Origin of the sequence: Streptomyces sp. R35, from assembly GCF_041053035.1 — a bacterium.
GTDB lineage: Bacteria > Actinomycetota > Actinomycetes > Streptomycetales > Streptomycetaceae > Streptomyces > Streptomyces lutosisoli.
On sequence record NZ_CP163440.1, the window covers coordinates 1,495,343 to 1,510,066 of the forward strand.

Genomic DNA, 14,724 nt, shown 5'->3' on the forward strand with positions numbered 1-14,724 from the left:
CGACCGGGCATGCGGCAACTCTCCCGCTCAGCGCCTGGCATGACGTGGCGTCAGGAATCCCTCGTCGCGCGCCCCGGCGATCAGCCTGAGCGACTTGCGCCGGCTGTGGCCGGTGGCGCACATGACCGCGAGCACGGGGTCGAAGCCCTCTTCCTGCGCGGCGCGGTATTCCTCCGCGACCAGCCACCGGCCCTCGACACCGCGCGGCCACGAGGGCCGGGCGCGGCGCGCAGGCCCGCCCCCCTGCTCGCACGACGGGCCGGCAGGCACGCCGCACGCCTCGAAGAGCGGTTCCTCGATCCAGTCGGCGAGCACCGCGAGGTCGTCGAGGGAGAGCGGCGGCTGGGCCCGTACGTCCTCGATCGACACGCCCGCATCGGACACGACGGCGAGTACGTCGACCTGGGCGCCGTCGCCGAAGGCCAGCCGGACGTTGAACCATGACGTGGCACTCTCGTGCTCCTGCACTTCCCACGCGGGCCAGACGGAGACCGCACCATCCGGGCGGCTGCGGTCGGACAGATTAAGAAAGGATGCTTCTAGCACATACGGAACGTAACCGCATCATCACATTCCATAAGAACAGACACGCACGCGCGTGCCGCGCGCCGCACCCTGTCAGCGGAGCATCCGTGGTGCGATCCTGGAACCATCAGCGATCTCCCGAGTCCTTCGGGTAAGGAGTTCGGCCGTGCTGCATGTCGCCGTCGTCGGCTCGGGGCCCAGCGGGGTCTACAGCGCCCAGAGCCTCGTCCAGCAGAACCAGGTGCCGGGGGTCCGGGTGGACGTCCTGGACCGGCTGCCGTGTCCGTATGGTCTGGTGCGCTACGGCGTGGCGCCCGACCACGAGAAGATCAAGTCGCTGCAGAACAACCTGCGGGCGGTCCTTGAGGACGAGCGGGTCCGGTTCCTGGGCGGTGTCCAGGTCGGCCCTGACGGGGTGCCGGTGGCCCGGCTGCGGGAGCTGTACCACGCGGTGGTCTACTGCGTGGGCGCCGCCACCGACCGCCACCTCGGGGTGCCGGGCGAGGACCTGCCCGGCAGCTGGTCGGCGACCGAGTTCGTGTCCTGGTACAGCGCGCATCCCGACTCCGTGGCCGACGAGTTCACCCTCGGCGCGCGGTCGGCCGTGGTCATCGGCGTCGGGAACGTGGCCGTCGACGTGACCCGGATGCTGGCCCGCGGCGCCGCCGAGCTGAGCCCCACCGACATGCCGCAGGCGGCGCTCACCGCGCTGGCCGCGAGCGGCGTGACGGAGATCAGCATGGTCGGGCGGCGCGGCCCGTCGCAGGCCCGTTTCACCACCAAGGAGCTGCGCGAGCTGGGCGCGCTGCCGGACACCGAAGTCGTCGTGGACCCGGAGGAGTTGGCCCTCGATCCGGCCTATCTCGATCCGTCGGACCTGCCCGCCGCCCCGCGCCGCAATGTGGAGGTGCTGCGGGGCTGGGCCGCCGCGGCGCCGCAGGGCCGTCCTCGGCGGATCCGGCCGCGCTTCTTCCTGCGCCCCGTCGAACTGCTCGCCGACGGCGGGCGTGTGGGTGCGGTGCGCTTCGAGCGGACGGTGCCGGACGGACAGGGCGGGGTGACGGGCACGGGCCGGTACGAGGACATCGAGGCGCAGTTGGTGCTGCGCTCGGTCGGCTATCGCGGGGTGCCGCTCGAAGGGCTGCCGTTCGACACCGGCCACGGCACCGTGCCGCATCTCGCGGGGCGGATACTGCGGGACGGTGCGGTCTCCCCGGGCGAGTACGTGGCGGGCTGGATCAAGCGCGGCCCGACGGGTGTCATCGGCACCAACCGGCCGTGCGCCAAGGAGACGGTGACCTCGCTGCTGGAGGACGCCCCCGTTCTCGTACGACGGGACCTGCCCGGGGATCCGCTGGCGGCGCTGCGGGCGGAGGGGGTGCGGCCCGTCGAGTGGGCCGGTTGGCAGGCGATCGAGCGGGCCGAGGCGCAACTCGGGGCCTCGCTCGGCCGGAGCGTGGTCAAGCTTCCCGACTGGGAGTCGCTGCTGACGGCGGCGCGCACGGCGGGGTCGTAGCGCAACCGGCGGGGTCACAGGGGTCTTAGCAGAGTTGGTTCCACTTCCGTGGGCATGACACACACCCGCAACAAAGCGGAAATCAACAAACTGTTCAAGCACCCTACGGTCTGGTGCTGCTCGACATTCCCCGCTCACCCGCCGCTCCTGGAGTGCCCATGGCCACCACCACACCCGTGCATCCCGTCGACGAGGTCCCACCCGTACGCCAACTGGCCGCCTTCGGGCTGCAGCACGTGCTCGCGATGTACGCGGGCGCGGTGGCCGTTCCGCTGATCGTGGGCGGTGCGATGAAGCTGTCGCCCGCCGATCTGGCGTATCTGATCACCGCGGATCTGCTGGTCTGCGGAATCGCGACGCTGATTCAGTGCGTGGGTTTCTGGCGCTTCGGCGTACGGCTGCCGATCATGCAGGGCTGCACCTTCGCGGCCGTGTCACCGATGGTGCTCATCGGGACGACGGGCGGCGGACTGCCTGCGATCTACGGGTCGGTGATCGTCGCGGGACTGGCGATCGTGCTGCTCGCCCCGGTCTTCGGCAAGCTGCTGCGCTTCTTCCCGCCGCTCGTCACCGGCACGGTCATTCTGATCATCGGGGTGTCGCTGCTGCCGGTGGCAGGCGGCTGGGTGGCAGGCGGCGTGGGCTCGAAGGACTTCGGCGAGCCGAAGAACCTGGCCCTCGCGGGCTTCGTCCTGGCCGTGGTGATCGGCGTGCAGCGGTTCGCGCCGGCGTTCCTGAGCCGGATCGCGGTGCTGATCGGCATCGCGGTCGGTCTCGCGGTCGCGGTGCCGTTCGGGTTCACGGACTTCGGCGGGGTCGGGGACGCCGACTGGGTCGGGATCAGCACGCCGTTCCACTTCGGCGCGCCGTCGTTCCACGCCTCCGCGATCATCTCGATGCTCGTCGTGGCCCTGGTGACCATGACCGAGACGACCGGTGACTTCATCGCGGTCGGTGAGATGACCGACCGGCCGATCCAGCCACGTGCGCTCGCCGACGGCCTGCGCGCCGACGGTCTGTCGACGGTCCTCGGCGGCGTGTTCAACACCTTCCCCTACACGGCGTTCGCGCAGAACGTGGGCCTGGTCGGCATGACCCGGGTGCGCAGCCGCTGGGTGGTCGCCGCCGCGGGCGGCATCCTCGTGCTGCTCGGCCTGCTGCCCAAGCTGGGCGCGGTGGTCGCGGCGATCCCGGCACCGGTGCTGGGCGGCGCGGGCCTGGTGATGTTCGGAACGGTCGCCGCGAGCGGTCTGCGCACCCTTTCCGAGGTGGACTTCAAGGGCAACAACAACCTGACGGTGGTGGCCGTTTCGGTCGCGATCGGCATGCTGCCGGTCGGGGTGCCGACGATCTACGAGAAGTTCCCCGACTGGTTCCAGACGGTGATGAACAGCGGGATCAGCGCGGGCTGCCTGACGGCGATCGCACTGAACCTGCTCTTCAACCACCTGCCGGGGAAGGCGAGTCCGGCCGGGGTCGCCGCCGAACCGAAGGCCGCCTCAGCCTGAGCCCAGGCGGTCGGCCTGGCGGTGCCCCGGTAGATCTGCCGGGGCACTCCGCTCTCGCGCGGCCTGGCGCCGCGGGGGGCTGGAGAGCGCGCCGTCGAGGTCGTCACCATGCACGGGCAGATCACCTGCATGAAGAGCTGGTCCTATGACCGGGGTCAGCTCGCCAAAGGCGCCGGTGTCCCGCGCACGCGGAGGACACCGGCGCCGTTCTCGTCAGGCGGCCAGCGCGGCCGATGCCGCCGGTGCCTCGGCCTCGGTGAGCAGCGCGGCCAGGGTTGCCCGGGCGCGTGCCACGCGGGAGCGGACCGTCCCGATCGGGCAGTTGCCGACCTCCGCCGCCTCGGCGTAGGGAAGCCCCATCAGCTGGGTGAGGACGAACGCCTCGCGACGGTCGTCGGGCAGCACGGCCAGCAGGTCGAGCAGCGCGATGCCGTCGTCGAAGCCGGGCAGGTCGCGCGGCTGCGCGAGCTCTGCCGCCAGCTGCCAGTCACGGGAGTCGCTCAGCCGGGGCCGGGCGGCGGAATGCCGGAAGCTGTCGATCACCGCGCGGCGGGCGATGGCCAGCAGCCAGGCGCGGGCCGAGGAGCGTCCCTCGAACCGGTGCAGGCTGCCGAGCGCCCGCAGGAACGTGTCCTGGGCCAGATCGTCGGCGGCCTGGGGGTCCGAGCTGAGATGTGCGACGTAGCGCAGGACGTCTCGGTGCAGGGCGCGTACGAAACGCTCGACGGCGTCCGGGTCGCCGCCGCGGGCGGCCAGCGCCCAGGCGGTTATCGACTCGTCCACCGACGCCGTGTCGTCGAGCGGGACGGGCAGGGCAGAAGTGATCACCAGGTGTCCTTCTCGGGTCATCCGTGATCCGGACCGGCGCGAGGGCGCGGGTGGTCCGGTGTGGGGTACGGCCGTACGGAGAGGTACGGCGGATGCCCGAAGCGCGCGGGGAGGCGCTTCGGGGAACCGGCTGTCTCAGACGACAGCGGTCCCCACGGGTGGACCCCGGGAAGTGATCGCGTGAACGAGGAGAAGGCTCCGCGGCGCGCGGTCCGAGAAGCCTCGGCGTACGCGGATACGCGGACGGTGCGGGGGCACGGGCAGGGCGAGCAGCAGCCGCAGCGGCGCGACCAGCCGGCCGGCCACCGCCCGCAGCGTGCGGAACGCGGCTCGCTCGCCGTACGCGAGCCAGACGCCGCACAGCAGCGCGGCCAGCAGGTGGGCGGCGAGCATGCCGAACGAGGAGGCGCCGCCCGTCTCGTGCCCCGGGTGGCCCATGTCCATGGCGCTCATGTCGTGCCCCATGGAGGCCATCGACATGCCGTTCATGGTCATCGCGTCCATCGAGTCGGAGCCCGAGGCCACCGACTGGGCGAACGAGAACGCCGAGTGGAGCACCCCCTGGGCGGCGACCACCACGGACACGATCAGCGGAAGCCCGCGCTCACGGCCGGCCAGGCACCAGCCCGTGCCGCCCGTGGCCGCGGCTCCACCGGCCATCGCCCACCAGGCCACCGAGGAGCCGGACATCATCACGTGCCCCAGGGCGGCGAGCAGCACACAGACGGCCGCGAACATCGCGGCCCGTACCGTGCGAGAACACCACCCAGCAGTCATGACGGCCCTCATCCTTGCATCCGGGGTCCGTTCGCCATGGGTGGGTACGGAAACTCGGGCCCTCCTGCACGAAACGACCAGGACCCTACGTGTTGTAGGGTCCTGGTCGTGAGTGTCTTACCCAACAGGGGGATCTCTTGAAGGAACGTGGCGCCGGGCGCACGGGCCGCGGGCCGTTGTCCGTGCTGGCCCTGCTCGTGCCGAGCCTCGGGGTCGCCGCGGTGGGCGTCTACCACCTGTGCGGGTTCGACCTGCACGCCCTGCACGGGCGCCCGCACCTCGACGACGGGCTGACCATGGCGGGCGTGATCATGGCCGTCGTGACGGCGGGAGCCGCCCTGGGGGATCTCCTCTGGTGGGCGGCGACGCGCGACCGCCCGGCCGGGGACAGCGGGGAGCCCTGTCCGCCTCAGCCCTTGAGGAGCCCGCGGCCCAGCCAGTCGGAGTGGTTGCGCACGCCCGGCAGGGCGAAGAAGTAGCCGCCCCCGGTGGGGGTGATGTAGTCGACGAGCGGCTCGTCGATCAACCGCTCCTGGGTCGCCTCGAACTGGCGGACCACGTCCTGCTGGTAGCAGCAGAAGAGCAGTCCCATGTCGAGGTTGCCCGCCTTGTCGATGCCCCGGTCGTAGTTGTAGCCGCGGCGCAGGATCCGGGTCGTGTCGGTCTTCGCCGTACGGGGGTTGGCGAGGCGGATGTGGGCGTCGAGCGGGATCGCCTGCCCCTGCGGGTCCTTGGTGTAGCGCGGGATGTCCGTCTCGCGCGCGCCGTCGAGCGGGGCTCCGGTGTCACGGCGGCGGCCGATCATCTTCTCCTGCTCGGTGAGCGAGACACGGTCCCAGAACTCCACCAGCATGCGGATGACGCGTACGACCTGGTAGCTGCCGCCGACCGCCCAGTCCGGTTCGCCCGCGGCGTCGGTGACCCAGACCAGCTTGTCCATCTCGCGGGCGGAGGCCGTGTCGGGGTTGGCGATGCCGTCCTTGAAGCCGAGGAAGTTGCGCTGCGCGCCGGTCGGCCGGGACGGGTTCTGGAAGCCGTCGACGCGCCACTTGATCTGCATTCCGCCGCGGGTGTGGCGGGCGATGTCGCGCAGGGCGTGCAGCACGGTGTCGGAGTTCGCGGCGCACAGCTGGAGCGACAGGTCGCCGTGGCATTCGGCGGCGTCCAGGTTGTCGTTGGGGAAGGTGCGCATCGGCTTGAGGTGGCGCGGCATGCGGTCGGCGAGGCCGTAGCGGTCGTCGAAGAGCGAGGCGCCGACGCCCACGGTGACGGTGAGGTCGTCGGCGGGCAGGTCGGGGCCGAGCAGACCGCTGTCGGACGGCGGGGCGCCGACGCCCAGGTCGGCGGGGGTGCCGCCGGCGGTGAGGAAGCGGGCTCGTTCGGTGATCGTGCGCAGCAGGCCGGCGAGTTCGGCCCGGGTGTCGGCGATGACGTCGAAGGAGACGAAGGCGGCGGCCTTGGGCGCGGGCGTGGTGATGCCGGCCTGGTGGGCGCCGTGGAACGCCACCTTGCCGCCGCCGGTCTCTGCCGCTGCCGCCGGGGTGGCGCCGCCCGCGATCCCGGCCCCGGCGAGTCCCGCACCGGCGAGCGCGGCCCCGGCCGCGCCCACACCGAGCGCGGTCCTGGCGAACGTACGACGGCCGAAGGGGCAGCCGCCCTGCGGGGCTTGGTCCTGACTCGGGGTGGTCATCTCGGGAGGGTCCTCTCCTGCGGGCGCATGGTCCCGGTGCTGCGGGGGGGATGGTCGGCGGTGGTGGGTCGCTCACGCGGCCTTGCGGATCTCCAGGAGGTCCGGGATCGGGGCGAGTTCCTCCAGCAGCCGGCCGAGCGAGCCGTTGAGCCGCTGCCGGTCGGCGGCCGGCACCTTGTCCAGGGGCGTCCAGGCGCCGTCCTTGGCCCGCTGGGCGAGTACCAGTCGCTCGGTGCGCTTCATCCAGGTGTCCACGGCCGGGGTGACCTCGGGGTTGCGCTTGTCGATCAACGGGCGGAGCAGGCCGAGCAGTTCGCGGGTGCCGTCGAGGTTGGCCTCGGTGGTGGCGAGTTCGGTGCCGCTGCCGTAGTCGGCGTTGCCGCTCAGTTCGCGGTGCAGGGTGTTCTCGAGGATCTCGTGGGTGCGCAGCGGCAGGTCGCCCGGGTCGAAGTCCTGCTTCGGGAAGTCCGTGCGCAGCGCGGCGACGTCGGAGGTGAGCCGCTTGGCGTACGGCGCGAGGGCGGCGGCGGATTCGCCGTGCCACAGGCCGTATTCGATGCGATGGAAGCCGGTGAAGTCCGGGTCCGTGACGCCTCCGGCGAGTCCGGCCGTACGGCCGTTGATCTTCGCGTCGAAGTCGGCGAACGTGCCGTAGGCGGCCCCGAGCGAGGCGTACTGCTGATGTGCGGGCAGCCAGTCCTCGCGGGCCTTGTCGAGCTTCTTCGCGTCGATGTCGCTCTGCAGGGCGCGCGTCTTGGCCAGCAGGCCGGCCAGGCCCTGGTCGACGTACTTCCGGTAGGCGGCCAGCGGCGCGGCGAGGTCCTTCTCCGAGACCGGCAGTACGGCACGGGTGGTGCCGCCCGAACTGACCCGGACCGCGGCCGAGGTGACCGCCTTCCCGCCGCTGGGGACACAACGCCAGGCGTACGAACCGGTCCCTACGGTGGCGATCAGCGCGCGGGTGGTGCCGGGGGCGATGCCCTCGACCTCGCCGTAGACAGCGTTGCTGACCGGGTCGATGAGGTAGATCTCGGAGGTACGGCTGCCGCTGTTGCGCACCTGGAAGGTCTGGCGGCCCGGCTTGGGCGCCGTGAATCCCTTGCCGCAGTCGGCGGCCGCGACCTCGATGACCGGCGTGCCCGAGGCGGGCTTTCCGTCGCTCACCGCGATGGCGACACCGGCGATCAGGGCCGGGACGCCGAGGAGGGCGACGGGGATGGTCCAGCGCGGGACGCGGCGGGAGGCCTGGGGCTCGGACCCGGTGGCCGCAGGTGCCGGCTTCGCTTCGGCGGCCGGCTTCGCGGGAGCGGGAGCCGTCGCCCGTACGCCGCGTACGAAGAGCGTCATCACGACGGCCAGATAGGCGACGTAGACGGAGATCTGAAGCCAGGTCATCTGCGGGGTGAGGTTGAGCGTCCCCTGGACGACGGTGACGTACCAGGAACTGGGGTCGAGGTGCGCCGACAGGTCGAAGGCGTACGCCGTTCCGCCCGGCAGCAGGGTGGATTCCTGGAGGTCGCGCATCCCGTACCCGAGGACGCCCGCGGCGATGACGATGAGCACGACGCCGGTGAAGGTGAAGAACCGCGTCAGATTGATGTGCAGGACCCGTCGGTACAGGCCCCAGCACAGCGCCGTCGCGATCAGCAGTCCGGCGGCGGCACCGGCGAGCGGGCCCGACGAACTCCCCGCGGCCTGCGCCGTGGTCCACAGGAACAGCGCGGTCTCCAGCCCCTCGCGCCCCACGGCGAGGAACGAGGTGAGGACCAGGACGCCCGCGCCCATGCCGAGTGCGGCGGTGACCTTCTCCTTGATCTCGCCGGAGAAGGTCCGGGCCGAGCGCCGCATCCAGAACACCATGGCGGTGACGAACACGACCGCGATCAGACTGAGCGTGCCTCCGAACGCTTCCTGGGCCTTCCCGGACAGGTTCGCGGAGGTGAAGGTCAGGATCGCGCCGAAGCTCATGGACAGCCCGACGGCGGCGGCAACTCCCGTCCACACATGGGGCAGCCGGGCGCGCCGGCCCGACCGCACGAGTGTGGCGACCAGCACCGAGACGATCAGCCCCGCTTCCAGTCCCTCACGAAGACCGATCAGAAAGCTGGGAAACGCGTCGTCCCACACCGCAGGCCTCTCCGAAGCAGCACGTTCGCGGCCGGACGACCGCAAACGGGGCTTAGTGTAGGCATGCCTAAGTAGCCGTCAATGTGGCGTGCAAAACCTGACACACCGGACGGGTGATCCTTCCCGACGGCGCCGACGCGCCGCGAGCGCTCAACTCGGCACCCCGGCAGGAGATTCGGACGCTCTCTGCCGCAAGGCTCTGACCTGCGACAATGTCATAGCCGAGCGGCCACGCACCGCGCGCGGGAGCCGGCAGCGGACGCGCCTTCGCCGTAGGGCGGCGCAACAGGCCCATCCCTTCGGCGAGTCCAGTTGCGCGGCAACTCTTACCACTCCCTTACCCCTCGGCCTCGCGATAACCCTCTTCTTCCCTACAACATGTAGGGTTCCCCGCCTCTGTCCCCCACCGGTTCGCCCGGCCTCTCCCAAGGTGATGCTCCACGGTGTCCGTACAACAGTCAGCGCTCATCCCGGAACAGCGGAACCCGAGGCCGCCCCGGTTCGGCCCGCCCGGCCGGCCGTCCACCGCCATACGCCTGCGGGCGGCGGCGTTCACCGTCTGGTACCTGCGGCTGCTCGCGCTGCTCAACATCGTCGCGGTGGTCTCGCTGCCGTTCCGCGAAGAGGTGCACGAGCACAACGGAGGTGAGTTCTTCACCCCCTATCTGGCCACCGCGGGGCTGATCTCGGCGGCGCTGGCCCTGTTCCTCGCCCTCGTGATGCGGCGCCGCAAACGGGCCGCGTGGATCTTCAACCTGCTGCTGGCCGGCCCCCTCTTCGCGCTGTACGTCGTGGCGCTGACCCAGGAGCGGTATCAACGGCACGGCTTCAACTGGATCTCCGCCCTGCTCACCGGTCTCTTCGTCGCCGCCCTGCTGCTCGGGCGCAAGGAGTTCCACGCCGTCGGGGACCGCTCCAACCCCCGGCTCGCCCTGGCGGTGGGAGCCGGGGGCCTGCTGGTCAGCGCCACCCTCGGCACTCTGCTCGTGAGCGCCACCAACCGCGTGTCCGGGACACCGCTGGGCGACCGGATCGCGTACACCCTGCTGCGCGGGGTCAGCGTGGGCCCGCTCGCCGACCGCTTCGACAGCGTCGTCGCGCCCCGCTGGGTGGACGTGCTGGTCAACGCGCTGATCGCCGCGACCTTCCTCCTCGTGCTCTACGCCTGCTTCCGCGCGCCGCGCGGCCGTGAACTCCTGGGCGAGGAGGACGAGTCGCGTCTGCGGGAGCTGCTGGACCGGCACGGCGAACGGGACTCACTGGGGTACTTCGCACTGCGCCGCGACAAGGCGGTCATGTGGTCCCCGAGCGGCAAGGCGGCGATCGCCTACCGGGTCGTCGGCGGAGTGACCCTGGCCTCGGGCGACCCGATCGGCGACCCCGAGGCGTGGCCCGGCGCGATCGAGGAATGGCTCAGGGAGGCGCGCCGGCACGCGTGGACGCCCGCGGTGATGGGCGCCGGCGAGGAGGCCGGCACCATCTACGCCCGGCATGGCCTGGACGCCCTGGAACTCGGTGACGAAGCCATCGTGGACCGGGCCGACTTCACCCTGGAGGGGCGCGCGATGCGGGGCGTCCGACAGGCGCACAACCGCGTCCGCCGGGCCGGTTACACCGTGCGCGTCCGGCGGCACGCGGACATCCCCGAGGCCGAGATGGCCGCCCTGACCGACAAGGCGGACCACTGGCGCGACGGCGAGACCGAGCGTGGCTTCTCCATGGCGCTCGGACGGCTCGGCGACCCGGCCGACGGGCGCTGCGTCATGCTGGAGTGCCACGACAGCGAGGGCGAGCCGCGGGCCGTGCTGAGCTTCGTGCCGTGGGGCGAGCGGGGGCTGTCGCTGGACCTGATGCGCCGCGACCGGAACTCCGAGAACGGGCTCATGGAGTTCATGGTCATCGAACTGCTGCTGCGCGCCCAGGAGATCGGCGTCGAGCGGGTGTCCCTGAACTTCGCGATGTTCCGGTCCGTCTTCGAGCGCGGCACCCGGCTGGGCGCCGGACCCGTACTGCGGCTGTGGTGCTCGGTGCTGACGTTTCTCTCGCGCTGGTGGCAGCTCGAATCCCTCTACCGGGCCAACGCCAAGTACCGGCCCGTGTGGGAACCGCGCTACATCCTCTTCGAGAAGAGCAGCGACATCCCCCGCATCGGCATGGCCGCAGCGCGCGCGGAGGGGTTCCTCACCCCGCCCGCGCTGCCCCGGCGTGGGTTCAGTGCGCGGCGCCCGAGGCCTCCGCGGCAGGGTGAGGCACGGTCGGCTCCTCGGCTGCCCGGACAACCACCGGCGTCGCCTGCGGTGCCGGCGACTCGGGGTTCTCGTCCTTCATGGCCTTCGCCTCGCTCTTGAGGATGCGCATCGACTTGCCGAGCGCGCGGGCGGTGTCGGGCAGCTTCTTCGAGCCGAACAGCACGACGAGCACGATCGCCACGATCAGCAGGTGCCAGGGTTCCAGTCCGTTGCGGAGCATCGCGCCCCCCACCCTTCCTCGCATCGGTCGGGGGCGCGCCGGACCGGCCGCCACCCCATGATGGTTGCTACTTTGCGCGACTGTACAACCATGGGGTGGAGCAGCCGCCTCCGCGCTTTCTCTTCGGTCCGAAGGGCCTTTCCTATTCGGTGCGCAAGGCGGTGGCCGTGCGGGTCCGGGCCGCCCAGCCCGCCGGCAGCAGCGCGCCCAGAACGGCGATGAACAGCCCGCCGAGCGCGAGCAGGACCAGTTCGGGCGTGCGGTAGACGGCGATGACGGAGTCGGGCAGGTTCAGCCCGGCGCTGTGCCCCATGGCCGGCATCACCCAGCCGTGCAGGGCCACGCCGAGCGGCACGCCGAGGGCGCCACCGACGAGCCCGGTCACGACGACCGAGGCCACGACCATGACGACGGTCTGCCGCGGGGTCATCCCGAGGGCCCGGTGGATTCCGAGGTCACGGACCCGTTCGCGGGTGTCGAGGACGACGCCGTTGAGCACGCCCAGGCCTGCGACGGAGAGGAGCATCAGCGTGAGCATCGCCGTCAGCGCGTTGAGAAGGGCGACCGTTCCGCTCCCGTCGGCTGTGCTGCGGACCTCGGCGGTGACTCCCAGGGGCCGCAGCCGGGCGTTGAGCTGATGGACGTACGCCGGTACGTCCGTGCCCGCCTTCACCGCGATGTGATGGCTCTCGACCCGCAGGCCCGGTTCCGCGGCCGTGAGGGTCGCCCGGTCGGTGAACACCTCCATGCCCTGGTTGTGCGTGTCGAGAACCTCGCCGACGACCCGGACGGTGACCGCACTGCCGTGGTCGTTCAGGATGACGGTGTCCCCGACCTCGGTGCCCGTGGCGGTCAGGAAGGGCGTCGGCACCACGGCCTCGCCGGACTTCGCGAACCAGCGCCCCGAGACCATCTCGTAGCCACCCCAGGACGCGTCGCCGGTGAACGCGAAGACACTGAGGGAACCGGCCGCTCCGGAGACGGTGGCCTGTGTCGTGGCGATGCCGTAGTACTTCCCGGTCCCCTGCTGGGAGTCGATGGCCGCGACGATCGCTCGTGGATCGGCCGTGACCGCTTTCTCGGCGGGCATGCGAACGGGGCCCGGCCCCGAGACGCCGATGGTGACGTCGGCGGCGTTGTGCTCCCGTGCGGTCATCACCTCGCCGAGCGACGAGGCCAGACCGACGGCGAAGGTGACGGCCACGGCGCCGAACACGACGGTCGCGCACATGGCGGATGCCCGGGCGGGCCGGGCGAAGGGACGGGCCAGCCCGAGGCCGACCGGCCTCGACCACGGCAACCGGGCACCCAGCCCGGCCGCCCCTCGACCCCGCCCGGGAGACGGCGTACGGCCAACCGCGAGCGCGTCCACCGTGCGCAGCCGCCCCGCCCGCCACGCGGCCGCCCACGCCGTGACCGTCACGAGGCCCAGCGCCCCCGCGATCACGGCGACGTCGACCCAGGGCTCGACGGCGAATCCGCCCGTGCTGTAGGCGTTCGCGGTCTCGGACAGCACCGGAACGGCGGCGAGGTGGCCCGCGACGACACCGAGCGCGGTGCCGATCGCGGCCGGGATCAGGGCTTGGCCCACGTAGGCCCGTACGACCTGGAGCGGGGTGAATCCGACGGCCTTGAGGATGCCGATGCGCCGCAGCCCCGCACCGACCGTCCCGGCGACCACATTGCCGACGATGAGCACCGACATGACCAGGCCCAGGATGCCGAACGCGATGAGGAACGGGACGAACAGCGCGGTCTCGCGGTCTGCCGCCTTCTTGACGGTCAGCCAGGACTGCGCCCCGGTCACCGCCCCGGCGGGGACGGCGGCGGTCACCGCGCGGCGGCCCGCGGCGACCTTCGCGACGGTGTCCGCCGTGGTGAGGCGGTACAGCATCTCGTAGCCCCCGGCCCTGCCCTTCGGCGTCAGCGCGGCGATCTGGGAGGGGACCGCCCACGCTTCGCCGGTCCGGCTCGCCGACCGGGCCAGCCCGACCACCTTCAGGGTCGGGCCTCCGGGAAGACCGGGGAACGTCAGCCGCCGGCCCAGGCCCAGGAAGGGCTGGGAACCGTCCGAGATCACGATCTCGCCGGGGCGCCGCGCCCACCGTCCCTCGTTCAGCACGACCTGGTCGACCCCGGCGCCCGGACCGCTCCGGCCGACGACCGTCATCGGCAACCCGTCGATGCCCTCGTCGGTGTGCGGAGTCACCGTCGCCGTACGGAAGGGGCCGGACGCTTCAGCGACCCCCGCCGCATCCGCCGAGGCGGACAGCTGCGCGGCCGTGGCCCGGCTCGCGTCGAACTGCACGGACAGATGCGCGCCGTGCTGCTTGCCGAAGGCGTGGTCGAAGGGCGCGCTGGAGGCCACCAGAAGGGAACCGCCGAGGACGGACGCGGTCACCGCCATCATCATGGTCAGCCCGATCACGAGTGACTGCACCCGACGGCGTCCGACACCCGAGCGCACCACGCGGCCCAGCGCGGTCATCGGACCGCCTCCGGCCGGACGTCCTCGGTGATCCGGCCGTCGACGAGCTGGATCGTGCGGGTCGTGCACGACCGGGCCAGGGCCAGGTCGTGGGTGACCACGACCAGGGTCTGGCCGTCGGCGTTGAGCTCGGTGAACAGGTCGCTCACGTCCTCCCCGGAGGCCGTGTCCAGCGCGCCGGTCGGCTCGTCGGCCAGCAGCAGGGGCGGACGGTTCATCAGGGCCCTTGCCACCGCGACGCGTTGGCGCTCGCCGCCGGACAGGCGGCCCGGGTAGGCGCGGGCGTGCCGGTCGATGCCGAGCGTTTCGAGCAGTTCCGCAGCACGCCGGTATGCCTCTTTGCGTGCCATGCCCGCCAGTTGGGCCGGCAGGACGACATTGTCGGCGACGGTCAGGTCGTCGAGCAGGTTGAAGAACTGGAACACCATGCCGATCTTGGCCCGCCGGTAGCGCGCCGCCGCGGCCTCGCCCAGCCCGTCGACGCGTACGCCGTCCACGGTGACCGTTCCGGTGTCCGGCCGGTCCAGGCCCGCGATCAGGTTGAGCAGCGTGGACTTGCCGCTGCCGGAGGGACCGAGGATCGCGACCGCCTCACCGGTCCGGACGGTCAGCGACGCGTCGTGCAGCGCGGGCGGCCCGTCGTCGTAGGCGCGACTCACGTCGCGCAGTTCGATCACCGGCGTGGTCATGGTGTCTCCCTGGGTCCGTACAACTGGCCATGTGGCCGTGTGGCCCGTCGGACGCTAGGCGCGCTGCCGCTACGGGCGCGTCGGTCTGCCGAGTCATTTCCGGTACC

At 71.7% G+C, this 14,724-nt stretch carries 11 protein-coding genes and 1 pseudogene; 4 read left to right on the plus strand and 8 right to left on the minus strand.

The features are described 5' to 3' along the window. Nucleotides 1-27: 27 nt before the first annotated feature. On the minus strand, nucleotides 28-546 hold the full coding sequence (locus AB5J50_RS07190; protein WP_369255994.1) for a DUF6214 family protein: 519 nt from the start codon (nucleotides 544-546) through the stop codon (nucleotides 28-30). A gap of 145 nt (nucleotides 547-691) precedes the next feature. Between AB5J50_RS07190 and AB5J50_RS07195 the strand changes: the two genes are divergently transcribed. Together AB5J50_RS07195 and AB5J50_RS07200 are read left to right on the plus strand one after the other, a co-directional pair. After that, the gene (locus AB5J50_RS07195) at nucleotides 692-2,041 is read left to right on the plus strand and encodes an FAD-dependent oxidoreductase (RefSeq protein WP_369255996.1); all 1,350 of its coding nucleotides are present in this window, start codon (nucleotides 692-694) and stop codon (nucleotides 2,039-2,041) included. A gap of 158 nt (nucleotides 2,042-2,199) precedes the next feature. Further along, nucleotides 2,200-3,549: a nucleobase:cation symporter-2 family protein gene (locus tag AB5J50_RS07200; RefSeq protein ID WP_369255998.1), complete on the plus strand. Its 1,350-nt coding sequence runs from the start codon at nucleotides 2,200-2,202 to the stop codon at nucleotides 3,547-3,549. A 213-nt stretch (nucleotides 3,550-3,762) separates the two neighbouring features. Here the strand turns inward: AB5J50_RS07200 and AB5J50_RS07205 are convergent, their stop codons facing one another. Continuing rightward, complete coding sequence (locus AB5J50_RS07205) at nucleotides 3,763-4,398, minus strand: sigma-70 family RNA polymerase sigma factor (protein ID WP_369256000.1); 636 nt, start codon at nucleotides 4,396-4,398, stop codon at nucleotides 3,763-3,765. Nucleotides 4,399-4,512: 114 nt separating this feature from the next. Then, a complete protein-coding gene (locus AB5J50_RS07210) occupies nucleotides 4,513-5,154 on the minus strand; it encodes a hypothetical protein (RefSeq protein ID WP_369256002.1) in 642 nt (213 codons plus the stop codon). Nucleotides 5,155-5,291: 137 nt separating this feature from the next. On the opposite strand from AB5J50_RS07210, the gene AB5J50_RS07215 reads away from it, so the two are divergent. Beyond that, nucleotides 5,292-5,633, plus strand: a complete 342-nt coding sequence (locus AB5J50_RS07215; RefSeq protein WP_327426794.1) for a hypothetical protein — start codon at nucleotides 5,292-5,294, stop codon at nucleotides 5,631-5,633. Here AB5J50_RS07215 and efeB read toward each other — a convergent pair. Further along, nucleotides 5,564-6,844, minus strand: coding sequence for an iron uptake transporter deferrochelatase/peroxidase subunit (gene efeB, locus AB5J50_RS07220; protein WP_369256004.1), 1,281 nt, complete (start codon nucleotides 6,842-6,844; stop codon nucleotides 5,564-5,566). The two genes, AB5J50_RS07215 and efeB, sit on opposite strands and share 70 nt — an antisense overlap. A gap of 72 nt (nucleotides 6,845-6,916) precedes the next feature. Next, nucleotides 6,917-8,971, minus strand: a complete 2,055-nt coding sequence (gene efeU / locus AB5J50_RS07225; protein ID WP_369256006.1) for an iron uptake transporter permease EfeU — start codon at nucleotides 8,969-8,971, stop codon at nucleotides 6,917-6,919. Nucleotides 8,972-9,501: 530 nt separating this feature from the next. Between efeU and AB5J50_RS07230 the strand changes: the two are divergent. After that, nucleotides 9,502-11,157: pseudogene (locus AB5J50_RS07230) on the plus strand (phosphatidylglycerol lysyltransferase domain-containing protein); the annotation flags it as partial. A gap of 25 nt (nucleotides 11,158-11,182) precedes the next feature. Here the strand turns inward: AB5J50_RS07230 and tatA are convergent. The 3 genes from tatA to AB5J50_RS07245 all read right to left on the minus strand — a co-directional run bounded on the left by tatA (nucleotide 11,183) and on the right by AB5J50_RS07245 (nucleotide 14,617). Further along, entirely contained in the window at nucleotides 11,183-11,440 is a 258-nt protein-coding gene (gene tatA, locus AB5J50_RS07235) for a Sec-independent protein translocase subunit TatA (RefSeq protein ID WP_369256008.1), read from the minus strand. Between the two features lie 142 nt (nucleotides 11,441-11,582). Continuing rightward, nucleotides 11,583-13,928, minus strand: a complete 2,346-nt coding sequence (locus AB5J50_RS07240; RefSeq protein ID WP_369256010.1) for an ABC transporter permease — start codon at nucleotides 13,926-13,928, stop codon at nucleotides 11,583-11,585. Beyond that, nucleotides 13,925-14,617, minus strand: a complete 693-nt coding sequence (locus AB5J50_RS07245) for an ABC transporter ATP-binding protein (RefSeq protein ID WP_369256011.1) — start codon at nucleotides 14,615-14,617, stop codon at nucleotides 13,925-13,927. The genes AB5J50_RS07240 and AB5J50_RS07245 overlap by 4 nt, the downstream gene beginning before the upstream one ends. Between the last annotated feature and the right edge of the window lie 107 nt (nucleotides 14,618-14,724).